Origin of the sequence: Nocardia harenae NBRC 108248 (genome assembly GCF_001612885.1) — a bacterium.
Taxonomy (GTDB): domain Bacteria; phylum Actinomycetota; class Actinomycetes; order Mycobacteriales; family Mycobacteriaceae; genus Nocardia; species Nocardia harenae.
Genome location: NZ_BDBH01000005.1, coordinates 578,028 through 604,310, shown reverse-complemented (window position 1 = coordinate 604,310; position 26,283 = coordinate 578,028). Strand labels below are relative to the sequence as shown.

Genomic DNA, 26,283 nt, shown 5'->3' with positions numbered 1-26,283 from the left:
GAACGTGGGGTGGAACGCCTGCGCGCCCGGGTAGCCAGGGCATCAGCCAACTTCTGGACAATCGCCCAGGTTTTTTGGATGAAAAAGTTCCGTTTTTTTAAAGCAGGACATAGTGTCGCAATGCGCGGACGAAATCCGTGTGAGGTAGGCAACAGGTCGCGGTGACGACTCCCGCGACGCGATGGTGAGGAGTCAGGACAGCTGAACCGGCCCCGGCGGGCGGACACCGTCGAGGCGCGGTGGCCACCGGGGGCGGCGGCCACCGATTCGTTCACATTCGAGGATCCGCGCGAGCCTCAGCGGCATTTCGCGCAAGCAATACCCCGCGGCAGCGCAGGTCTCTTTGTGCTGCCCGAAAACCGTTCGGTGACAACGGAATCGGATAGCTTGGAGGCTCTGGTGCAGGGTACGGAGACGGGTGGGGCCGGCGCGCGGAACGACGGCGGAACCCAGGGCACCGAACCGTTCGCGCTGGCCCCGGCGCAGCTGGGTGTCTGGTACGCCCAGCAGCTGGAGCCCGAGGTCCCGATCAATGTCGCCCAGTACGTCGACGTCGAGGGCGAGCTCGACACCGAGTTGCTGCAGGAGGTCACGCGGGTCGCCGCGGCCGAGTACGAATCGGCGCTGGTGCGGCTCGGTGCGCGCGACGGGATCCCCTTCCAGCTCGTCGACCCCTCCCTCGATGTGCGCGTCTCCGTGCTCGACCTGCGCGGGCACGGCGATCCGGTGGCGGCCGGGCACGCCTGGATGCGGGCCGACGCGGGGCGTCCGGTGGACCTGCTCGCCGACCGGCTCTTCGCCGGCGCCGCGCTGCGCGTCGGCGAGCGGCGCTGGTTCTGGTACATGCGGGCGCATCACATCGTGCTCGACGGATTCGGCGCGCTCGCCTGCGCGACCCGGATCGCCGAGCTGTACACCGCGCGGATCGCCGGCACCGAGGCGGCGCCGGTGCGCCCCGGTGCGCTCACCGACCTCGTCGACGCCGAGCTGCGCTACCGGGAGAGCAGCCGCTTCGCCGCCGACCGGGAGCACTGGGCCGCGCGGGTGGCCGGGCTCGACGAGGCGACCAGCCTGGCCGGGCGCACGGCTCCGCGATCCGCGAGCAACCACGTCGCGGGGGCGGTGCTGCCGGAGCGGCTCACCGAGCGGCTGACCGCGGTCGCCGCCGCGCACGACGGCACGCTCGCGGTGGTGCTGCTCGCCGGGTTCGCCTGCTACCTGGGCCGGCTCACCGATCGGGACGAGGTGGTGCTGAGCCTGCCGGTGACCGCGCGGACCACCGCTGTGATGCGGCGCTCGGGCGGCATGCTCTCCAATGTGGTCCCGCTCCGGGTCGGGGTCGGCGGCACCTGGGGCGAGCTGCTGCGCGACACCAGGGTGGAGGTGACGGGGGCGCTCAGGCACCAGCGCTACCGGCACGAGGACATTCGCGGCGCCGCCGAGCGGGAGGGGGCGCCCGCGCGGCGCGCGCTCTTGGGGCCGCTCGCCAACATCATGCTCTTCGGCACCGATCTGACGCTCGGCTCGACCATCGGGCGCAACCACGTGATCTCCACCGGGGCGGTGGAGGACCTGAGCCTGAACGTGTACTACGGCGATCGCGACCTGGTGCACGTCGATTTCGAGGCGAACCCCAATCTCTATACCCCGGAGGAGGTTTCCCGGCACCACGCGCGGTTCGCCGGGTTCCTGCAGCGGCTGGCCTCGGTGCGGGCGGAGGAGCCGCTGCACGGTGTTCCGGTCGCCACCGAGCTGGAGCGCGAGGTGAGCACGCGGATCTGGAACAAGACGGAGTGGGCGGTGCCCGCCGTCACCCTGCCCGAGCTTTTCCTGGCGCAGGCGCGGCGGAGCCCCGATGCCGTGGCGGTGCGTGCGGCCGACGGCGCCGGGCTGAGCTACCGCGAGCTGGCCGAGCGGAGTGCGCGGCTGGCTCGGGCGCTGGTCGCGCGGGGGGCCGGGCCGGAGACGGTGGTCGCGGTGCACCTGCGGCGCTCGCTCGATCTGGTGGTCGCGCTGTACGGGATCCACGCCGCCGGGGCGGCGTATCTGCCGCTCGACCCGGAGCATCCGGCCGAGCGGACGTCGCACATCCTGCGCACCGCCGCGCCCGCGTGCGTACTGGTCACCGGGGACACCCCGCTGCCCGCGGACGCGTTGCCCGCGGATGTGCTGCCCGCGGATGTGCTGCCTGCGGATGCCCTGCCAGCGGACGCCCTGCCAGCGGACGTGCTGCCCGCGGACGGCGGTGTGCCGCGCGCGGCGGCCCCGGGTTCCGGTGGGACGCTGCCGACGGGCGGGGTATCCGAGGCAAGCGGCGCGCCCGGCGCGGGGGCGATTCCCGCGCTGGATATCACCGAGACCATCGCTACCGCCCCCGGCGGCGTAACGCTGCCCGCGGTGCGGCCGGGGAATCCGGCTTACGTGCTGTTCACGTCCGGCTCCACCGGGCTCCCGAAGGGCGTCACGGTGACGCACGCGGCCATCGTGAACCGGCTGGTGTGGATGCAGGAGCGGTACCGGCTCACCGCCGACGACGTGGTGCTGCAGAAGACCCCGGCCACCTTCGACGTCTCGGTGTGGGAGTTCTTCTGGCCGCTGCAGGTCGGCGCGGTCCTGGTACTGGCCGATCCGGAGGGGCACCGCGACCCGGCGCACCTGCACGCGGTGATCGCCGAGCACGGCGTGACGGTCGCGCACTTCGTGCCCGCCATGCTCGACGCCTTCCTCGCGTCCCCCGAATTCCCGGCGCGCACCCCCCTGCGGCAGGTCTTCGCCTCCGGCGAGGCGCTGCCCGCCGCCACCGCGCAGCGGCTCCGGCAGCGCACCGGGGCCCGGCTGCACAACCTCTACGGTCCTACGGAGGCGGCGGTCGACGTCACCTTCCACGAGGTGACCGACAACGACTCCCGCTCGGTACCGATCGGTGCGCCGGTGTTCAATACCCGGTTGCACGTGCTCGATTCACGGCTGCGGCCGGTACCGGTCGGGGCTCAGGGCGAGCTGTATCTGTCGGGGGTACAGCTCGCCCGCGGGTACATCGCCAGGCCGGGGCTGACCGCGGCCCGCTTCGTGGCCGACCCGTTCGGCGGGCAGGGGGGCGCCCCGGGCGCGCGGCTCTACCGCACCGGCGACCTGGTGCGCTGGACCGCGACCGGCGAGCTGGAGTATGTGGGCCGCACCGATTTCCAGGTGAAGCTGCGCGGGCTGCGGATCGAGCTCGGCGAGATCGAGGCGGTGCTGGCGGCGGTGCCGGGCGTGGCCCGTGCGGTGGTGCTCGTCCGCGACGACGCGGGGGCGGGCAGACAGCTCGTCGCCTACGCGGTGCCTGCCGGGGCGGCCACCGTCGAGCTCGGGCAACTGCGCGCGGCGGCGCTCGCGGCGCTGCCGTCGTACATGGTCCCGGCGGCTTTCGTGGTCCTCCCCGCGCTTCCGGTGAACGCGTCGGGCAAACTGGATCGGTCGGCGCTGCCCGCGCCGGTCCGCACCGCGGCGGTGCACACCGCGCCCGTCGGTCCGATCGAGGAGATCGTGGCCGGGGTGTTCGCGGAGGTGCTCGGCTGCGCGCGGGTCGGCCGCGACGACGACTTCTTCACCCTCGGCGGGAACAGCCTCGCGGCCACCCAGGTGGCCGCCCGGCTCTCCGCCGACCTGGACTGCCCGCTCGGCGTCCGCGACCTGTTCACCGCCACAACGGTGCGGGGCCTCGCGGAGCTCGTCGAGCGGGCGGGCGGATCCGGCGGCGCGTCCGGTGTCGCGCAGCTGCGGGCGCGGCAACGGCCGCCGCTGGTTCCGTTGTCCCCCGCGCAGCGGCGGATCTGGTTCCTGAACCGGTTCGAGCGCGGCGGCGCGGGGTACAACATGCCCTTCGTGCTGCGGCTCACCGGCGCGGTCGAGCCGGACGCGCTGCGCGCCGCGGTGTCCGACCTGGTCACCAGGCACGAGGTGCTGCGCACCGTCTTCCCGCCCGCCGAGCGGCCCTCGCCCGCCCATCAGCTGGTGCTCGACCCGGAGCCGGTGCTCGGCGCGCCGGTGCCGGTGCCCGCGGCCGAGCTGGACGGCAGGCTCGCCGCCGCGGCCGCCACCGGCTTCGACCTGACCCGCGAGACCCCCTTCCGCGCCGCGCTCTTCGCGGTCGACGACGGCTCGCTCGCGCTGCTCGTTGTCCTGCACCACATCGCCGCCGACGGCCTCTCGCTGCGGGTGCTCGCCCGCGACCTCGCGCACGCCTACCAGGCCAGGCTCACCGGCGCCGCCCCGGCCGCGCCGCTCCCGGTGCAGTACGCCGACTACAGCCTCTGGCAGCACGAACTCGACCGCGGCGGGCAGCTCGCCTACTGGACCGATCGGCTCGCCGGGCTGCCCGACTCGCTCGCGCTGCCCACCGACCGCCCGCGCCCCGCCGTCGCCTCCGGCCGCGGCGGCACGCACCGGCTGCCGGTGCCGTCCGGGCTGGCCGCCGCCATCGGCGAATTCGCCGCGGCGCACGGGGTATCCAGTTTCATGGTGTGGCACGCGGCGCTCGCCGTGCTGCTCGCGCGGTTCGCGGGCGCCGACGACATCGCCATCGGCACCCCGGTGGCCGGGCGCGGCCACCGGGCGCTGGACGACCTGGTCGGCATGTTCGTCAACACCCTGGTGCTGCGCACCGCCGTCGACCCGGCCGTCTCCTTCGCCGAGTTGCTCCGCGACGTGCGCGAAACCGACCTGGCCGCCTTCGGCCACGCCGACGTGCCGTTCGAGCAGCTCGTCGAGGTGCTCGACCCGCCGCGGTCGCAGGCGCGGCACCCGCTGTTCCAGGTGCTGCTCGCCTTCGACAACGCGACGGCAATCACACTGGAACTGCCCGGCGCGCAGGTGTGCGCCAGTACGCTGGACACCGGAGTCACCAAATTCGACCTCCAGCTCACGATCTCGGAGAGCCGGAGGGAGCGCCCGGTCGGTGCCGAGCTCGGGGAAGGTTCGGCACCGGCCGAGGTAGCGGCCGAATTCTCGTACGCGACGGAGCTTTTCGACCGCGCCACGATCGAGGGGCTCGGCGGGGCGCTGGTGCTGCTGCTGCGCGCCGTGCTCGCCGATCCGGGCACCCCGGTGGGCGATCTGCCGGTGCTCGATAGCGCCGAGCAGGCCCGGATCGTCGCGCTCGGCGCCGCTCCCGCGCTCGCCGCGCCTGCCACCGTGCTGGCGCCGCTCGCCGCGCAGACGCTGCTCAGTCCCGCTGCCCCCGCCGTCACCGACGGCGCGCGCACCCTGAGTTACGCGGATTTCGCGGCCGGGACGGCTCGGCTGGCCCGTGCGCTGATCGCGGCCGGGGTCGGGCCGGAGACCAGGGTGGTGCTCGGGATGCGCCGCTCGCTGGAGTTCGTGCTCGGCGCGCACGCGGTGCTGCTGGCCGGCGGCGCGTATGTGCCGGTGGATCCGGATCAGCCCGCCGCGCGGCTGGCCACCGTGCTCGCCGAAGCGGCACCGATCTGTGCGCTGACCAGGGCGGAAGACGGCTGGGGGTGCGAGCTGCCTGTGCTGACCGTTGACGACCCCGGGCACGCCGCTTACAGCGACACCCCGGTGACGGATGCCGACCGGCTGCGGCCGCTGCGGCCGGAGCACGCCGCGTACCTGATCTTCACCTCCGGCTCCACCGGGCGGCCGAAGGGCGTCACCGTGACGCACGCGGGGCTGGCCGCCCAGATCGCCTGGCTCGGCGCGGAGTACGCGCTGGACGCCGCCGACGCGGTGCTGTTCAAGACCCCCGCCACCTTCGACGTCTCGGTGTGGGAGCTGTTCGCGCCGCTCACCAGGGGTGCGCGCGTGGTGGTGGCGGCGCACGACGGGCACCGGGACGCCGGTTACCTGGCCGCGACCATCGCCGAGCACGGCATCACCGCGACCTCCTTCGTGCCATCCATGCTCACCGCCTTCGCCGAGGCGGCCCCGGCCGGGACGCTCGGCACCTTGCGGCTGGTGCTGGTCGCGGGCGAGGCCATGACCGGCGCCGCGGCCGCCGCCTTCGGCGCGGTGAGCACCGCCGCGCTGCACAACCTCTACGGCCCCACCGAGTTCACCGTGCACGCCACCCACGCACCGGTGCCCGCCGCCACCACCGGCCCGGTGCCGATCGGGCGCCCGGTGCCGGGCAGCACCGCGCTGGTGCTGGACCGGCGGCTGCGGCCGGTGCCGGACAATGTGGTCGGCGAGCTGTACCTGGCCGGCGCGCAGCTGGCCCGCGGCTACCACGGCAGGGCGGCGCTCACCGCCGAGCGCTTCGTCGCCGGGCCCGCGGGGGCGCGGCTCTACCGCACCGGTGACCTGGTGCGCCGCAACCGCTCCGGCGAGCTGGAGTACCTGGGCCGCGCCGACTTCCAGGTGAAGCTGCGCGGGCAGCGGCTGGAGCTGGGCGAGGTGGAGGCCGCGCTGGCCGCGCAGCCGGAGGTGCGCGCGGCCGCGGTGGGCGTGTACGCGCACGCCGCCGGTGAGCTGCTGGTGGCCTGGGTGGTGCCCGCCGTCCCCGACCCGGCCGCGGCGCTGGAGCAGCGGCTGCGCGAGTTGCTGCCCTCGTACATGGTGCCCGGCGCCTTCGTGCTGCTCGACGCGCTCCCGCTCTCGGCGGCGGGCAAGCTGGACCGGCGCGCGCTGCCCGAGCCGGAGCTCACCGTCGCCGCCTTCCGCGCCCCGGAGTCCGCGGTGGAGCGCGCCGTCGCCGCGGTCTTCGGCGAGGTGCTCGGGCTGGAGCGGGTCGGGCTGGACGACGACCTCTTCGCGCTCGGCGGGAACTCGCTGGTCGCCACCAGGATCGCGGCCCGGCTGGCGGAGCGGCTGGAACTCGACGTCCCGGTGCGCGCCCTCTTCGACCTGCCCACCGTCGGCGCGCTGGCCCGCGGCCTGGTCGAGCGCGGTGCGGTGCGGCGGCTGCCCGCCCCCGTCGCCGGGCCGCGGCCGGAGCCGCTTCCGCTCTCCTACGCCCAGCAGCGGCTGTGGTTCCTGGACCGGTTCGACCGCGAGTCGGCGGCGAATACGCTGGTCGCGGCCTTTCGGCTGACGGGGGAGCTGGACGAGGCCGCGCTGCGTGCCGCGGTCGGCGATGTGCTGGCCAGGCACGAGGCGCTGCGCACCCGCTACCCGGCGGTGGACGGGGTGGGCTGCCAGCAGATCCTGCCGCCGGACCCGGCGGGGGTGCCGGTGACGGTCGAGCAGGTGGAGAGCGGCGCCGTGCGGCGGCGGGTGCGTGCGCTGGCCGCCGAGCCGTTCGCGCTCGACCTGGCGGCGCCGGTGCGGTTCACCGTGCTGCGCATCGCCGCCGAGCGGTCGGTGCTGGTGGTGGCGCTGCACCACATCGCGGCGGACGGCTGGTCCATCGTGCCGCTCACCCGGGATCTGTTGCGGGCATACGCCGCTCGGATCGGCGGCGGCGAACCGGGGTTCACCCCGCTGCCGCTGCAGTACGCGGACTTCACGGTGTGGCAGCACACCGTGCTCGGCAGCGCCGACGACCCGGAATCGCCGCTCGCGGAGCAGCTCCGGTTCTGGCGCGGGGAGCTCGCGGGGCTGCCGGACGAGCTCGGGCTGCGCACCGATCGGCCGCGTCCCGCGGTCGCGGGCGGGCGCGGCGCCAGACACGCCTTCAGCGTGGACGCGGAGACCGCGGCCGCGCTGCGCGAACTGGCCGCGGCCACCGGGGCCACGCTCTTCATGGCGCTGCACGCGGGTTTCGCGGCGCTGCTGGCGCGGCTCACCGGGGGTACCGATATCGCGCTCGGCACCCCGGTGGCGGGGCGGGCCGACGCGGCGCTCGACGATGTGGTCGGCATGTTCGTGAACACGCTGGTGCTGCGTACCGCGGTGCGGCCGGCGGCGGGATTCACCGCGCTGCTCGCGGCGGTGCGGGACGGGGATCTGCGGGCCTTCGCGCACTCCGACATTCCGTTCGAGCGGGTGGTCGAGGCGCTGAGCCCGGAGCGCTCCGCGGCGCGGCACCCGCTCTTCCAGGTCATGCTCGACCTGCGGCAGCAGCCGCCCGCGGTGCCCGCGCTGCCCGGGCTCGCGGTCGAGCCGCTCGATATCGACACGGCGACAGCGAAATTCGACCTGCAGCTGACGGTCACCGAGCGCGCGGACGGCCCGCTGCCCGCGGTGCTGGAGTACGCCACCGACCTGTTCGAGGAGGGGACGGTCGCGGCGCTCGCGGCGCGGTTCACCCTGCTGCTCCGCGCCCTGGTGGCCGAGCCGGAGCGGGCGGTCGGGGATCTGCCGCTGCTCGGCGCCGGGGAGGCCGAGCGGGTGCTGCGCACCTGGAACGACACGGATTTCCCGGTGGAACCTGGGGCCACGCTGGTCTCCCTGTTCGAGGCGCAGGTGGCGGCAACCCCGCAGGCGCCCGCGGTCACCTTCGATGGCGCGACGCTGACGTACGCGGAGTTCGCCGGGCGCGTGCACCGGCTGGCGCGGGCGCTGGTGGCGCACGGGGTCGGGCCGGAGGAGGTGGTCGGGGTCGCGCTGCCGCGCGGGGTCGAGCTGGTGGTCGCGCTGTACGCGGTGCTCGCGGCGGGCGGGGCGTACCTGCCGGTGGATCCGGAGCACCCGGCGGAGCGGATCGCCGATGTGCTGGGGACGGCGCGGGCGCGGTGCGTGCTCACCCTGGGTGGTCGGCTGCCGGGGGCGCTCGATCTGGACGCGCTCGACCTCGACGGATACTCGGACGCGCCGCTCGGCGGGGTCGGGCTGCGGCCGGAGAACCCGGCGTACGTGCTGTTCACCTCCGGCTCCACCGGGCGCCCCAAGGGGGTCGTGGTGTCGCATGCGGCGATCGTGAACCGCCTGGTGTGGATGCAGGAGGAGTACGGCCTCGACCGCTTCGACGTGGTGCTGCAGAAGACGCCCGCGACCTTCGACGTGTCGGTGTGGGAGTTCTTCTGGCCGCTGCAGACCGGCGCGCGGCTGGTGGTCGCGAAGCCCGACGGGCACCGCGACCCCGCCTACCTGGCCGAGGTGATCGCGGCCGAGCGGGTGACGACGGTGCACTTCGTGCCGTCCATGCTCGCGGTCTTCGTGGCCGAGGATCGGCTCGGGGACTTCTCCGACCTGCGCAATGTGTTCTCCTCGGGCGAGGAGCTGCCCGCACCGGTGGCGCGGCGGCTGCTCGACTCGACGAGTGCGTGGCTGCACAACCTGTACGGGCCGACCGAGGCCGCCGTCGACGTGACGTACCACGAGGTCACCGAGGCGGACCAGGCTACCGTCCCGATCGGCAGGCCGGTCTTCAATACCCAGCTCTACGTGCTGGATTCGCGGCTGCGGCCGGTTCCTGCCGGGGTGCGGGGGGAGCTGTACCTGGCGGGGGCGCAGCTCGCGCGCGGGTACGCGGGGCGGGGGGAGCTGACGGCGGAGCGGTTCGTCGCCGACCCGTTCGGCGGGCCCGGGGCGCGCATGTACCGCACCGGCGATCTGGCCGCGTGGCGGGGCGACGGCGCGCTGGAGTACCTGGGGCGCGCGGACTTCCAGGTCAAGCTGCGTGGGCAGCGGATCGAGCTGGGTGAGATCGAGGCGGTGCTGCGGGCGGACGCCGCGGTGGCGCAGGCGGCTGTGCTGCTGCGCGGGGAGCACCTGGTGGCGTACGCGGTGCCGGGGCGGGCCGGGCACCTCGATCCGGTGGCGGTGCGGTCCGAGCTCGCCGAGCGACTACCGTCGGCGCTGGTGCCTTCGGCCGTCGTGGTGCTGGATGAGCTGCCGCTCAATGCTTCCGGGAAGCTGGATCGGCGGGCGCTGCCGGATCCGGAGTTCACCGGGGTGGCCGGGTACCGGGCGCCGCGCGGGTTCGCCGAGGAGGTGGCGGCGGCCGCCTTCGCCGAGGTGCTCGGGGTGGCGTCGGTCGGGGCGGACGACGATTTCTTCGCGCTCGGCGGGAACTCGCTGAGCGCCACCCGGGTGGTTGCCCGGGTCGGGGCGGCGCTGGACGCGACGCTGCCGGTGCGGATGCTCTTCGAGGCGCCCACCGTGGCGGGGCTGGCCGCCAGGGCCGCGCGGCAGCGCGGGGAGGGGGCGCGGCCGCCGGTCGTCCGGGTGGGGCGGCCGGAGCGGATTCCGCTGACCGCGGCGCAGCGGCGGATGTGGTTCGTGAATCGGTATCTGGATGGGGCGGACACGCTCAATGCGGTGCCGTTGGCGCTGCGGCTGCGCGGTGCGCTCGACCGGGGCGCGCTGGAGGCGGCGCTCGGTGATGTGGTGCGGCGGCACGAGGTTCTGCGGACGGTTTATCCGGATGGGCCGGATGGACCGGAGCAGGTGGTCTTGGCCGAGGGGCGGGTCGCGCTGCGGGTTGTCGCCGGTGGCGGTGGCGTGCCGGAGGTCGCGGGTGATGGCGGTGCCGCGGAGTTCGCGGGTGATAGCGGTGTCGCAGAGTTCGCGGGTGATAGCGGTGCCGCGGAGGTCGCGGGTGATGGCGGTGCCGCGGAGGTCGCGGGTGATAGCGGTGCCGCGGAGTTCGCGGGCGACGATGGTGCCGCCGCCGCGGTCGCGGCGCTGGTGGCGGCGGCGGCGTTCGATCTCAGGAGCGAGTTGCCGCTGCGGGCGGTGCTGATCGGTGCCGGGCCGGCGGAGCACATCCTGCTGGTGATCGTGCACCACATTGCCTGCGACGGGTTCTCGCTGGCGCCGCTCGCCGCCGATCTGACGGCGGCCTACGCGGCCAGGGCGGCCGGGCGGGAGCCGGAACCGGCGCCGCTGCCGGTGCAGTACGCCGACTACGCGCTGTGGCAGGAGGCGCAGCGGGCGCATCCGGAGGCCGAGCGGCAGCTCGCGTACTGGGAGCGGCGGCTGGCCGCGCTGCCCGAGCAGCTCGAGCTGCCCGCCGACCGGCCGCGCCCGGCCGCCGCCTCGCACCGGGGGGCGGTGCACCACCTGCACATCGACTCCGACCTGCACGGCGAGCTCGGTGAGCTGGCGAGGAAGCGGGAGAGCACGCTCTTCGGAACCGTGCACGCGGCGCTGGCGGTGCTGCTCGCGCGGCTCTCCGGGAGTGCGGACATCGCCATCGGCACGCCGGTGGCCGGGCGCGGGGATGCCGCGCTCGACCCGATGGTCGGGATGTTCGTGAACACGCTGGTGCTGCGGAGCACGGTCGATGTGCGCGATCGGTTCGAGGTGGTGCTCGATGCCGTGCGCACCGGGGATCTGGACGATCTCTCCCGGCCCGATGCCGCCTTCGAGGAGCTGGTCGAGCGGTTGGCTCCGGTGCGGGCCGCGGACCGGCACCCGCTCTTCCAGGTGGCGCTGAGCTTCCAGAACTTCACGCCGCCGGTGCTGGAGCTGCCCGGGCTCACCGTGGCGCCGTACCCGGTGGAACCCGTCGCGGCGAAGTTCGATCTGCAGTTCACCGTGGTCGAGGCGTACGACGCGGATGGCCGCGCCGGCGGGATGGATATCGAGATCTGCTACGCCACGGATCTCTTCTCCGCGGGCACGGTGCGGGTGCTCGGGCGGCGGTTCGCGCAGGTGCTGGCCGCGGTGGCGGCGGATCCGACCGTTGTGGTCGGGGATATCCAGTTGCTCAGCGCGGAGGAGCAGGAGCTCGCACTGCGGGCGTGGGCTGTCTCCGCGCCGGTCGCGGAGGCCTGCGCCGATACGCTCGTCTCCCGCTTCGCCACGGCCGCTTCGTTCTCCGACGCCGTCGCCGTGCGGCACGGTTCGTCGAGTGTGAGCTTCGGTGAGCTGGCTGCCCGGGCGCGGCGGCTCGCCCGGTGTTTGATCGCTGCCGGGGCGAGGCCGGAGATGCTCGTCGCGGTCGCGCTTCCCCGCTCCGCGGAGCTGGTCGTCGCGCTGCTCGCCGTGCTCGAAGCGGGGGCCGCCTATCTCCCGGTCGATCCCGGGTACCCCGCTGAGCGCATTGCCTCCGTGCTCGACGACGCCGCCCCGATCTGCGCCATCACCGCGCCGGACGCGGGGCTCCCCGCCGATTCGTTCTCCGGCCCCGTCCTCGACATCACCGGCACCCTGCTGTCCGGTACTGTCCCGACCCCGGTGACCTCGGCGTTCGCCGGGACCGGCACCGGGCCGATCACCGATGCCGAGCGCAGGGCACCGCTGCGCCCGGAGCACCCGGCTTACGTGATCTACACGTCGGGGTCGACCGGGCGGCCCAAGGGCGTGGTGGTACCGCACAGTGCGGTGCTGCGCCTGCTCGACAACACGAGGGACCTGTTCGATTTCGGCCCGGCCGACGTCTGGACCCTGTTCCACTCCTACGCCTTCGACTTCTCCGTCTGGGAGATCTGGGGCGCCCTGCTGCACGGCGGCCGAGTCGTGGTCGTCGACCACTTCGTGGCCCGCTCCCCGCAGCAGTTCCGTGAACTGCTGCGCACCGAGGGCGTCACGGTCCTGAACCAGACCCCCTCCGCCTTCTACCAGCTGATCGCCGCCGACCTGGCGGCACCGCCCGCCCCGAACGCCCTGCGCACGGTGATCTTCGGCGGCGAGGCACTGGAGCCGTCCCGCCTGCGCGAGTGGCAGCAGCGCTACCCGCGGCGGCCCGCGCTGGTGAACATGTACGGCATCACCGAGACGACGGTGCACGTCACGCACCGCGTCCTGGAACCGGGCGCCACCGGCGCGATCGGCCGCGCCGTGCCCGGCCTCACCGTGCGCCTGCTCGACGAGCGACTGCGCCCCGTACCGGCCGGGGTACCGGGCGAGATCTACGTCTCCGGCCCGCAACTCTCCCGCGGCTACCTGAACCGCCCCGGCCTTACCGCGAGCCGCTTCGTCGCCGACCCGTACGCGGGCGATGGCACCCGCGCGTACCGCTCCGGCGATCTGGCGCGCTGGACCGCCACCGGTGAGCTGGAGTATCTCGGGCGTGCGGATCAGCAGGTCAACCTGCGCGGATTCCGGATCGAGCTCGGGGAGATCGAGGCGCGGCTGGTGCGCGTCGCCGGGGTGCGCGAGGCGGCGGTGATCGTGCGGCACGATCTGGCCGACGAAGCCGCCGTTGTCGGCTACGTGGTGCCGGAGAAAGCGTGCGAGGTCGCGTCGGATGCCGCGGCCGGGGCCGCGCGGGATGCCGCGGCGGAGGTCGCGCCCGGTGCGCACTCGGCGGTGCCGGGGCAGGCGCTGGATCTGGTCGCGGTGCGGCAGGGGCTGGCGGCGGTGCTGCCGGAGCACATGGTTCCGGCGGCGCTGGTCGCGGTCGAGCGGATTCCGTTGACGGTCAACGGGAAGCTGGATCGGGCTGCGCTGCCTGCGCCGGTGTTCGAGGCGGCCGGGTATCGGGCCCCGCGCGGGCACGCGGAGCAGCTCGTGGCCGCGGTGTATGCCGACGTGCTCGGGCTGGAGCTGGCCGGCGCGGACGACGACTTCTTCGCGCTCGGCGGCAGCTCACTGCTGGCCGCGAAGGCGGCGGCCAGGATCGGGGCCGCGCTGGATCGGGCGGTCGGGGTGCGGACGCTGTTCGAGGCGCCGCGCGTGGCCGACCTCGCCCGAGCGGTGCGAGCCGGTGCCGCGGACCGCCGCCCGGCGCTCACCGCGGGCCCGCGCCCGGAGCGGATCCCGCTCTCGCCCGCCCAGCAGCGCATGTGGTTCCTGAACCGCTTCGGCGCCGCCGCGACCGCCTACAACATTCCGTTCGCGCTCCGGCTCACCGGCGACCTCGACACCGAGGCGCTCACCGCCGCCATCACCGACGTGCTCACCAGGCACGAGTCGCTGCGCACCCGCTACCCGATGCTCGACGGCGAACCGGTGCAGGAGATCTGCCCGGTGGGTGATATCGCCGAGAAATCTCTGCACCCGGTGCGGACTTCTCCGGATGCGGTACCCGACCGGATCGCCACCCTGGCCGCCACCACCTTCGACGTCACCGCCGAGGTCCCGCTCCGCCTCCGCCTGCTCCGGCTCGGCGAGCGCGAGCACGTGCTCGCCGCGGTCCTGCACCACATCGCCGCCGACGGCTCCTCGCTGGTCCCTTTCGCCCGCGACCTCATGACCGCCTACGCCGCCAGAACCGCGGGCGCCACACCGTCCTTCCCGCCGCTCCCGGTGCAGTACGCGGACTACGCCCTGTGGCAGCACGCGCTGCTCGGCGCCGACACCGACCCGGAATCGCTCGCCGCCGAACAGCTCTCCTTCTGGACCGGCACCCTCGCCGGGCTCCCGGACCAGCTCGCCCTGCCCACCGACCACCCGCGCCCGCCGCACCAGAGCCTGCGCGGCGCCCGCATCGCCGTCGAGCTGGACGCGGCGGCGCACGCCGCACTGACCGCGCTCGGCCGCGGCCGCGGCGCCACCCTGTTCATGGTGGTGCACGCCGCCTTCGCCGCGCTGCTGGCCCGGCTCTCCGGCACCGGCGATATCGCGGTCGGCACGCCGATCGCGGGCCGCGGCGCCGCTGAGCTCGACGACGTCATCGGCATGTTCGTGAACACGCTGGTCCTGCGCACCGAGGTGCGCGGTGCGGAGAGCTTCACCGCGCTGCTCGACCGCGCCAGGCGGGCCGATGTGGCGGCGCTGAGCCACGCCGACGTGCCGTTCGAGCGGCTGGTCGAGGTGCTGAACCCCGCGCGCTCGACGGCGCGGCACCCGCTCTTCCAGGTCGGGTACTCCTTCCAGAACCACGAGCACGGGGAATTCGAGCTGCCCGGCCTCGCGGTCGAGCCCGTCGAGTTCGAGGACGGCGTCGCGCAATTCGACCTGCACCTCTTCGTGCGGGACCGCTACACCTCCGACGGCACCCCCGCCGGCCTCGACCTGACGCTCGGCTACGCCACCGACCTCTTCGAGCCCGCCACCGCCGACGCCATCGCCACCCGCCTGGTGCGCCTGCTGCGCCACGTCACCGCCGACCCCGCCCGCCCGATCGGCGACCTCGACCTGCTCGGCCCCCCCGAGCGCACCGCCCTCCTCGCCCCGCCCCCGGCGACCCCCCTCGCCCCCGCCACCCTGGACGACCTCTTCACCGCCCAGGTCGCCCGCACCCCCGACGCCCCCGCCCTGGTCGACGCCGCCACCGGCAGCACCCTCCGCTACCGCGACCTCGACGCCCGCGTCACCCGCCTGGCCCGCACCCTCCTGACCCACGGCGTCGGCCCCGAGCGCACCGTCGCCCTCGCCATGCGCCGCTCCCTCGACCTGGTCATCGCCATGTACGCGGTCACCCGTGCGGGCGGCGCCTACCTCCCCATCGACCCCGACCACCCCGCCGACCGCATCGCCCACATCCTCGCCACAGCCGCCCCCACCTGCATCCTCACCACCCCCGACACCCCCCACCTTCGCACCGACCGCCCGATCCTGCGAGTCGAGGAGGCGAATGCGTTCGCCACCCCGCAGCACCCCGCCGCGTTCGAGACCGGCGAAGCCGACGATGCGTCCGGCACCGCGCCGAACCCCGCCGCGGTAGCGGCCGACGAGCCCTCCGCCGGAACCGGCACCGACCCGATCACCGACCCGGAGCGAAGGGAACCCCTGCGCCCGGAGCACCCGGCGTACGTCATCTTCACCTCCGGCTCCACCGGCACCCCGAAGGGCGTCACGATCTCCCACGCCGCCGTGGTCAACCAACTCCGCTGGCTCGCGGACCGTTTCGCCCTCGGCCCGACAGACGCAACCCTGCTCAAAACACCGGCGACCTTCGACCTCTCGGTCTGGGAATTCTGGGCCCAGCTCACCACCGGCGGCACCCTGGTGATCACCGAACCGGGCACCGAACGCGACCCGGAGAGACTGCGCACGCTCGCCGAGGACCACGGCATCACCACCCTGTACGCGGTCCCCTCCCTGCTCGGCATGCTCCTGGTCACCGGCATCCCGGCCACGCTGCGCCGGGTACTCGCCATCGGCGAGGCCCTCCCCGCCGCGACGGCGGCAACCCTCCGCCGCGACGCCCCCGACGTGGCCCTGTGGAACCTCTACGGCCCCACCGAAGCCGCGGTGTCGATCACCGCCCACGAGGTCACCGACCCCCCGATCCACACGGTCCCGATCGGAACGCCCTGCTGGAACAGCGGCGTCCGAGTACTGGACGCCCGCCTGCACCCGGTCCCGACCGGCGTCCCCGGCGAGCTGTACCTCACCGGCGCCCAGCTCGCCCGCGGCTACCGGAGCGACCCCGCCCGCACCGCCGACCGCTTCGTCGCCGACCCGTACGCCACCGGCACCCGCATGTACCGCACCGGCGACATAGTCCGCCGCCGCCCCGACGGCGCCCTCGAATACCTGGAACGCGCCGATTTCCAGGTGCAGATCGGCGGCTTCCGCATCGAGCTCGGCGAGGTCGAGAGCGCCCTGCTCCGCCGGCCCGCGGTCACCGCGGCCGTCGCCGTCGCCCGCGAGAGCGCGGGCGGCCCACGGCTCGTCGCCTACGTCGCGGCGCCCCACACCACCCGCGCGACCGAACTCCGCACCGCCCTGCGCGCGGAACTCCCGGCCTACCTGGTCCCCGCCACGATCGTCGTCCTCCCCACCCTGCCCCTCACCCCCAACGGCAAGGTCGACCGCGCCGACCTCCCGGAGCCGGAGTTCACCGACCCTTCCGGCCGACCCCCCTCCGGCCTCGCCGAAACCCTCGTCGCCACCGCCTTCGCCGAGGTCGTCGGCGCCCCCGGCAGCACCGCCGAGACCGACTTCTTCGCCCTCGGCGGCACCTCCCTGCTGGCCACCCGCCTCGCCGCCCGCCTCGGCGCCGCGCTGCGCGCCCAGGTACCGGTGGCGGCGGTTTTCGAGGCGCCGACGGTGCAGGCCCTCGCCGCGCGACTCCCGGAGTTCGGCACCCCGCGCCCGCCGCTGACCCCGCGCGCGACCAGCACCCCCGTCCCCCTGGCCCCGGCCCAGCACCGCATGTGGGTGCTGAACCAGCTGAGCACCACCTCCGACGCCTACAACATCCCGCTCGCCCTCCGCCTCACCGGCGACCTCGACGTCACCGCCCTGAGCAGCGCCCTCGCCGCCGTCGCGCGCCGCCACGAACCCCTGCGCACCCGTTACCCGGACAGCCCCGACGGCCCGATCCAGGAGATCCTGCCCGCCCCTGCCCCGGAACCCCTGCCCATCCGCCCCGTCACCGACTACGTGAGCGCCATCGCGGATTTCGCGCGCGGGGGCTTCGACGTGACGACCGCCCCTCCGATCCGCGCCACCCTGCTCCGCGCGGGCGAACGGGACTGGGTCCTCGCGGTGGTGCTGCACCACATCGCCGCCGACGGCTACTCGGCGGTCCCGCTCGCCACCGACCTGGTCCGCGCCTACACCGCCGCCGCGGCCGGGCGTGCCCCCGAGCTCCCCGCCCCCGCGATCACCTTCGCCGATTACACCGCCTGGCAGCACACCCTGCTCGACACCGTCGCCGCCGACCAGCTCAGCTGGTGGAGCGCCGAACTCGCGGGCGCCCCCGAGGTACTCGCGCTGCCCGCCGACCACCCGCGCCCGGCCCGCCGGGACGGCCGCGGCGCCACCGTCACCACCGAACTCGACCCGCACCGCACCGCGGAGCTGCGCCGCACCGCCGTCGAGCACCGCGGCACCCTGTTCACCGTGCTGCACACCGCGCTCGCGGTGCTGCTCGGCAAGCTCAGCGGCACCGCGGATCTCACCATCGGCACGCCGGTGGCGGGCCGGGGCGGCGCCGAGCTGGACGAACTGGTCGGCATGTTCGTCAACACGGTGGTGCTGCGCACCGAGCTCGACCCGCGCGGCACCGTGGGTGAGCTGCTCACCGAGGTCCGCCGCCGCGAGCTGGCCGCCTTCGCGCACGCCGACCTCCCGTTCGACCGGGTGGTCGACGGGCTCGGCCGCGCCCGCTCGGCCTCGTACGGCCCGCTCTTCCAGGTCATGCTCACCGTGCAGGACAACCCGCCCGGCCCGATGCCGCTCCCCGGCCTCACCGTCGAGCCGCTCGACCTCGACCTCGGCGACGCCAAGGCCGACCTGCACCTCACCGTGCTCGAGCAGCCCGGCGGCGGCCTCGAACTGCGCTTCGGCTACGCCACCGACCTGTTCGAGGAGCACACCGTCCGCGCCATGGCCGAGCGCTTCGCCCTGGTCTGCGCGGCCATCGCCGCCGACGCGGACACCACCCTGCGCGCCGTCGACATCCGCACCGCCGCCGAACGCACGCCCCGCCCCGCCGCGCGGCCGGAACCGAGTATCGGACCGATCCCGGCGGCGCTCGGCCTCGCCGACCTCCCGGCGCTCGTCGCCGCGGCGGCGGAGAAAGCGCCGGAGGCAACCGCTTTCGCGCACGGCGAGCACACCGTGACCTACGCCGGGCTGCACGCCAAGCTGACCACGGTCGCCAAGGCCATGGGCCCCGTCGCCAAACCGGAGGCGCTGGTGCACGTCGCCCTGGCCGGGCTGGTCCCCGGCCTGCTCGCGGCGCTCGGCCCGAACCTCCCCACCGCACTGCAGACCCTGCTGGCCGATGCCGCCGCCCAGGTTTCCGATTCGGAAGGAACTCGCCGATGACCCACGTCGATTCGGTCCCGGCCACAGCGCGCACGGCGGGGGAGCGCGGGTACGGCATCGACGACCTGCCCTGGCTGATCGACGCGGTCGCCGCGGCGCAGCCGGAGCGCGCCGCGCTGCGGCACGGCGACGGTACCGTCAGCTACGCCGAGCTCGCCGCCGAGCTGGCGGAGCTGGGTGCGGTCATGGGTGCCGGGCTGGGGCCGGACACGCTCATCTCGGTGGTGGTCTCGGGCCGGTTGCCGGAGCTACTCGAGGGTGACGGTGCGCTCGGCACGGTGCTCACCACGCTGCTGGCGGACGCCGTGCTGGTGGCGGCGCTGCCCGCCGCCGGTGCGCCGGTGGAGACGCTGGTCACCGAGTTCGCCGCGCAGGTCGAGCGCACCCCGGACGCGGTGGCGGTCGAGTTCGGCGCCGAGGTGCTCACCTACGCCGAGTTCGATGCCAGGGTGCGGCGGCTGGCCGGGCACCTGGTCGAACTCGGGGTCGGCCCGGAGACGCTGGTCGGGCTGGCGGCCCGGCGCTCGATCGAGCTGCTGGTCGGCGTGTACGCCATCCTGCGCGCGGGCGGCGCCTACGTCCCCATCGACCCCGACCACCCCGCCGACCGCATCGCCCACATCCTGCGAACCGCCGCCCCCCTCCTGATCCTCACCACCACCCCCGACCGCCCGCACCTGGACACCCCCGTCCCGCTCCTCGCCATCGACGAATGGGAACGCACGTCGGCCCCCCTCGCCGCGAGCAGCCAAAGCCCCGACAGCCCCGCCTCGGGCGGCAGCGCGTCCGGCGACAACACGGCCTACGTGATCTTCACCTCCGGCTCGACCGGCCGCCCCAAGGGCGTCGCCGTCACCCACCGCGCCATCCTGGCCAACCTCCGCTGGCGCCAGCGCCTGTACCGCATGGAACCCGACGACGCCGTCATCCAGAAGACCCCCTGCACCTTCGACGTCTCGGTCTGGGAACTCTTCTGGCCGCTCCAGGTCGGCGCCCGCCTCGTCATCGCGAGCCCCGACGGCCATCGCGACCCCGCCTACCTGGCGAACCTCATCAGCGCGGCCGGCATCACCATCGCCCACTTCGTTCCGTCCATGCTCGCGGTCTTCGTGGCCGAGCCCGCTATCGAGCGCGCCGCCGAGAGCCTGCGCCTGGTCTTCGCCTCGGGCGAGGCCCTCCCCGCCGCGACCGCCGCCGCCTTCCGCAGGATCAGCGGCGCCACCCTGCACAACCTGTACGGCCCCACCGAGGCGGCGGTCGACGTCACCGCGCACGAGGTGACCGCCGACGACACCGCGAGCGTCCCGATCGGCGGCCCGGCCGACGACACCGAACTCCTCGTCCTCGACGACGCCATGCGCCCGGTCCCGGACGGCGTGCTCGGCGAGCTGTACCTGGCCGGGGTGCAGCTGGCCCGCGGCTACGTCGGGCGTCCGGCGCTCACCGCGGAGCGTTTCGTCGCCGCGCCGGAGGGCCCGGCGGGCGAGCGCATGTACCGCACCGGCGACCTGGTGCGCAGGCTGCCCGCGCTGCCCGGCGCCAAGGCCGAGCTGGAGTACCTGGGCCGCACCGACTTCCAGGTCAAGCTGCGTGGCCTGCGGATCGAGCCGGGCGAGGTGGAGGCCGCGCTGCTGGCGCACGAGGCGGTGGCGCAGGCCGCGGTGCTGCTGCACCGCGGCGGCACCGGCGACCACCTGGTCGGCTACGCGGTCCCGCACCGGGGCCGCACCCTGGACACCGCCGCGGTGCTGGCAGGCGCCCGCGACCGGCTGCCCGAGTACATGGTGCCGAGCCTGCTGATCGCGCTGGCCGCCATGCCGGTGAACGCCAGTGGCAAGCTGGACCGGCGCGCCCTGCCCGAACCCGAATTCGACAGCACCGGCACGGAGTACCGCGCCCCGGAGAACGAGGCCGAGGCCGCGGTGGCGCAGATCTTCGCCGAGCTGCTCGGCCGCGACCAGGTCGGCGCGGACGACGACTTCTTCGCGCTCGGCGGCAATTCGCTCATCGCGACCAGGGCCATCGCCCGGATCGGCGCGCACCGGGGCCGCACCCTCGACATGCGCGACTTCTTCGAGCGCCCCACCCCGGCCGCGCTCGCCGCGCTCGCGGGCACCCAGGGCGCCCCGCGCCCGGCGCTCACCGCGGGCGCCCGCCCGCACCGGGTGCCGCTCTCCCCGGCACAGCGGCGCATGTGGTTCCTGAACCGCCTCGGCGTCGAGCGCACCGGCCCGGACGACATCGACACCGCCGCCGTGGACAACATCCCGGTGGCGCTGCGCATGCGCGGCAGGCTGGACGTGCCCGCGCTGGCCGCCGCCATCACCGACCTGGTGGCCAGGCACGAGGTGCTGCGCACCGTCTACCCGCAGACCGAGGCGGGGCCGGTGCAGGTGGTGCGCCCGGTGCATCCGGCCTTCGACCTGACCCCGGCCGAGGTGCCCGCGGACGACCTGGTGGAGGCGGTCGCGGCCATGGCCGGGCAGGGCTTCGACGTGGCCGAGGAGATCCCGGTGCGGGTGCGGCTGCTGCGCAGCGGCCCCGCCGACCACACCCTCGTGCTCGTGGTGCACCACATCGCGGCGGACGGCGTCTCCCTCGGCCCGCTCATGCGGGACCTGGTGAGCGCCTACCGGGATCGCCGCAACGGCCTCGCCCCGCAGTGCGCGCCGCTCGCGGTGCAGTACGCCGACTACGCGCTCTGGCAGCAGCGGCTGCTCGGCGACGAAACCGACCCGGACTCCGCCGCGGCCCGCCAGATCGGCTTCTGGCGCGCCGAGCTGGACGAGCTCCCCGCTGAGCTCACCCTGCCCGCGGACCGCAGGCGCCCCGCGCTCGCCTCCTACCGCGGCGCCACCCACGAATTCGCCGTCGACGCCGAGCTGCGGGCCGGGATCGAGGCGGTGGCCGCGGCGCACCGCGCGACCCCGTTCATGGTGGTGCACGCGGCGCTCGCCACCCTGCTGGCCCGGCTCTCCGGCAGCGCCGACATCGCCGTTGGCACCCCGGTCGCGGGCCGCGGCGAGCGGGTGCTGGACGACCTGGTCGGCATGTTCGTGAACACCCTGGTGCTGCGCACCGCGGTCGACCCGGCCGCGCCCTTCACCGCGCTGCTCGCGCACGCGAGGGACCGCGACCTGCGCGCCTTCGCGCACGCCGACATCCCCTTCGAGCGGCTGGTCGAGGTGCTCAACCCGGCCCGCTCGCAGGCGCGGCACCCGCTCTTCCAGGTCGCGCTCTTCATGCAGAACCTGGGCCCGATCTCGCCCGCCATGCCGGACCTGGCGACCGAGCTGGTCGACTTCGACCCCGGCTTCGCCAAGTTCGACCTGCAGCTCACGCTCTCCGATGCCGAGCAGGGCTACCGCGCCGAGTTCACCTACGCCACCGACCTGTTCGACGAGGCGACGGTGGCGGAGTTCGCGGTGCAGTTCCGCCGCGTGCTGCGCGCCGTGATCGCCGACCCCGGCGTTGTGGTCGGCGACATCCCGGTCACCGACCCCGCCGAGCTGGCCCTGGTGACCGGTGCCTGGAACGAGACCGCGCACCCGGTGCCCGACCACCTCCTGCACGCGGGATTCGCCCGGTACGCGGGCACGACCCCGGACGCCATCGCCCTGGTCGAGGAGACGGGCACGCTCACCTACCGGCAGCTCGACGACCGGGTGAACCGCTTGGCCCGGCTGTTCGCGGAGGCGGGCGCGGGCCCGGAGCAGCTGGTCGTGCTCGCCCTCCCGCGCGGCGTGGACCTGGTGGCGGGGATGCTCGCGGTGCTGCGCACCGGCGCCGCCTTCGTCCCGGTGGACCCGGCGCACCCGGTCGAGCGCATCGGCCACATCCTGGACACCGCGCGCCCGGCGGTCCTGGTCGCCGCGACCGATTTCGCTGTCCCGGTGGATCCGTCGGTGCGGGTCCTGCTGCTGGACCGGGTGCGCTGGGCCGCGCTCGCGCCCGGCCCGCTGCCCGCGGCACCGCTGTGCCCGGAGCACGCCGCCTACGTGATGTTCACCTCCGGCTCCACCGGCCGCCCCAAGGGCGTGGTGGTGCCGCACGGCGCGGTGGCGAACCAGATCGCCTGGATGGCGGCGGAGTACGGGTTCACCGCCGACGATGTGTACCTGCAGAAGACGGCCTCGACCTTCGACGTCTCGATCTGGGGTTATTTCGTGCCGCTGGCCACCGGGGGCCGGATCGTGCTGGCCGCCGAGGGCGGGCAGCGCGATGCCCGCTACATCGCCGAGCTGGTGCGCAGGCACGGCGTCACGCGCACCGATTTCGTGCCGTCCATGCTGGCGGTCTTCGCCCAGCACGCGCGCCCGGCCGAGATGGCGACGCTGCGCGATGTCTTCGTGATCGGCGAGGCGCTGCCCGCGGAGACGGTGGCCGGGGTGGGCTGGGCGCGGGTGCACAATATCTACGGCCCCACCGAGGCCGCGGTCTCGGTCACCGCGCAGGAGGCGACCCCCGAGGACACCGCGATCGGGCGTCCGGAGTGGAATTGCCAGGTCTACGTGCTGGATTCGCGGTTGCGGCCGGTGCCGGTCGGGGTGCGCGGCGAGCTGTACCTGGGTGGGGTGCAGCTGGCGCGCGGCTATGTGGGCCGCCCGGATCTGAGCGCGGAACGCTTCGTGGCCAACCCGTTCGGTGCGGGCACCCGGTTGTACCGCACCGGCGACGTGGTGTCGTGGCGCAGGGACGGGGTCCTGGTCTATGCCGGGCGCGTGGATTTCCAGGTGAAGTTCCGCGGGCAGCGCGTCGAGCTCGGCGAGATCGAGACCGCGCTGCTCGCGGTGCCCGGCGTGACCCAGGCCGTGGTGCTGGTGATCGATGGCCAGCACCTGGCGGGGTATGTGACCGGCGCGGTCGACGGCCCCGCGGTGCGCGAGGCGGTCACCTCGGCGCTGCCCGCGTACATGGTCCCGTCCGTGGTCACCGCGCTCGCGGAGTTCCCGCTGAACCCCTCGGGCAAGCTGGACCGCAAGGCGCTGCCTGCGCCGGAATTCGGCGCCGTCGAGTTCCGCGCGCCGGAGACCGGCACTCAGACCCTGGTCGCCCAGATCTTCGCCGAGGTGCTGCGGCTGGACCGGGCCGGGCTGGACGACGATTTCTTCGCGCTCGGCGGCAGCTCGCTCGACGCCACCCGGGTGACCGCACGGCTCGGCGAGGCGCTGGAGCTGCGGGTGCCGGTGCGCCTCCTCTTCGAGAGCTCAGGGGTGGCCGGGCTCGCCGCCGCGCTGGACCGGCTGCTCGGCGCCGAGACCGTTCCCGCCCGTCCGGCGCGAAGGGAGCGCCCGCCGACGATTCCGCTCTCCCCGGCGCAGCGCCGGCTCTGGTTCCTGAACCGGATCGAGGTGCAGGACGGCGCGGAGAGCGTCTACAACCTGCCCGTCGTACTCCGGTTGCGCGGGCCGCTCGCGGTGGACGCCCTGGATCAGGCGGTGCTCGACGTGCTGGTCCGGCACGAATCGCTGCGCACCGTCTTCCCGGACGACGGCGCGGGGCCGCACCAGCTCGTCGTGCCCACCGACGAGATCGGGCTCGGCCTGGCCCCGGTGCCGGTCCCGGCGGACGGCGTCACCGCGGCGATCACCGCGGTGGTCGCCGGGGTCTTCGACGTGGCCACCGAGCTGCCGGTGCGGGTGGTGCTGCTCGGCATCGAGCCCGACGACCACGTGCTCGTCCTCGCGGTGCACCACATCGCCGCCGACGCGCTCTCCATGCCGCCGCTCGTCACCGACCTGGTGCGCGCCTACCGGGCGAGGGCGGATGGCGCCGCGCCGGAATTCGGCGAGCCGGCCGTGCAGTACGCCGATTACGCGCTGTGGCAGCACGAGGTGCTCGGCGACGCCGCCGACCCGCGCTCGCTCGCGCACCGCCAGCTCGCCTTCTGGCGCGGCACCCTGGCGGGCGCGCCCGCCCTCTGCACCCTGCCCGCGGACCGGCCGCGGCCCGCACGGCCTGCCCATCGCGGTGCCGCCGTTCCGCTCTCGATCGACGCGGGTACCGGCGCCGCCGTGCGCGCGCTGGCCAAGCGGGCCGGGGCGACGCCGTTCATGGTGCTGCACGGCGCGCTCGCACTCACCCTCGGCCGTGCGGCGGGCAGCACCGACGTGCTGCTCGGCACCCCGATCGGCGGGCGCGGTGATCGCGCGCTCGACCCGCTGGTCGGCATGTTCGTGAACACCCTCGTGCTGCGCACCCGGTTCGAGCCGGATGCCGGGTTCGGGGCTTTCCTGCGGACGGTCCGGGATGCCGATCTCGCCGCCTTCGGCGCCGCCGACCTGCCCTTCGAGGACGTGGTCGACGCGCTCGCCGTCGACCGGAGCAGCGGCGCGCCGCCGCTGTTCCAGGTGCTGTTCAGCTACGCCGAGCCGCAGCCCGCCTTCGCCGACCACCCGGCGCTGCGGGTGCCCGGCATCGCGGTGCGGCCGGTCGAGGTCGATGACTCGACGGTCAAGGTCGACCTGCACCTGGTGCTCACCGAGCGGCTCGGCGACAGCGGGCTGGACGGCAGCCTGCGCTACGCCACCGAGCTGTACGACGAGGCCACCGTCGCCGCCTTCGCCGAGCGGCTGCTCCGGGTGCTCGCCGCGGTGACCGCGCTGCCGGAGGCCCCGGTCGGGGATGTCGCGCTGCTGGACGCCACCGAGCGGTACCGCGTGCTGCGGCACTGGAACGACACCGGCCGCGCGCTGCCCGCCGCCACCCTGGCCGGGCTCTTCACCGCGCAGGTCGCCCGCACCCCGGACGCCGTCGCGCTCACCGCCGACGAGACCCACCTGCGTTACGCCGAGTTCGCCGAGCGGGCGCAGCGGCTGGCGCGGCTGCTGATCGGCCGCGGGGTCGGGCCCGACACCCTGGTCGCGCTCGGCATGCGCCGCTCGATCGACCTGGTCACCGGCGTGTACGCGGTGATCCTCGCGGGCGGCGCGTACCTGCCGCTGGACCCGGACCACCCGGTCGAGCGCACCGCGCACATCGTCGGCGCCGCCGTCCCGCTGCTCGCGCTCACCTCCGGCGCCGACCTGCCGCGCGAGATCCCGGTGCCGCGGCTGCGCATCGACCACCTCGACCTGACCGGGTACCCGGCGGGGCCGATCACCGACGCCGAGCGGCGCGCGCCGCTGCGCCAGGAACACCTGGCGTACGTGCTCTTCACCTCCGGCTCCACCGGGCGGCCCAAGGGCGTCGCCATGACGCACGCCGGCGTCGCCAACCGGCTGCGCTGGATGCAGGGCGCGCACCTGCCGCTCGACCACACCGACGTACTGCTGCAGAAGACCCCGGTGACCTTCGACGTCTCGGTGCCGGAGTTCTTCTGGCCGCTGCAGGTGGGGGCGCGGCTGGTGCTGGCCCGGCCGGACGGGCACCAGGACCCGGAGTACCTGGCCGGGCTGATGCGCCGCGAGGGCGTCACGGTGGCGCACTTCGTGCCGTCCATGCTCGCGGTCTTCCTGGCGGGGGAGCGGGAGGTGCCCGCGCTGCGGCACGTGCTCTGCTCCGGTGAGGCGCTGCCCGCGGCGTCGGCGCAGCGCATGCGGGCGCTCGGGGTGCGGGTGCACAACATGTACGGCCCCACCGAGACCGCGGTCGAGCTCACGGTGCACGAGGTGCACGACGCCGACACCGGGATCGTGCCCATCGGGCACCCGATCTGGAACACCGCCGCCTACGTCCTGGACGCGCGGCTGCACCCGGTGCCGGTCGGCACCCCCGGCGAGCTGTACCTGGCCGGGGTCCAGCTGGCCCGCGGCTACCTGGGCCGGGCCGGGCTCACCGCCGACCGCTTCGTCGCCGACCCCTTCGGCGCCCCGGGCAGCAGGCTCTACCGCAGCGGTGACCTGG

2 protein-coding genes (1 of these 2 cut by a window edge) are annotated in these 26,283 nt (G+C 74.7%); both read left to right on the top strand.

Annotated elements, in window-relative coordinates:
* The first annotated feature begins 399 nt into the window (after positions 1–399).
* Positions 400–18,438, top strand: a complete 18,039-nt coding sequence (locus NH2_RS14040) for a non-ribosomal peptide synthetase (protein WP_169811475.1) — start codon at positions 400–402, stop codon at positions 18,436–18,438.
* On the top strand, positions 18,435–26,283 hold the beginning of the coding sequence (locus tag NH2_RS14035; protein ID WP_067653409.1) for a non-ribosomal peptide synthetase. It continues 17,708 nt past the right edge of the window; only the first 7,849 of its 25,557 coding nucleotides appear in the window; the start codon lies at positions 18,435–18,437; the stop codon falls past the right edge of the window. Before NH2_RS14040 ends, NH2_RS14035 begins: the two co-directional genes overlap by 4 nt.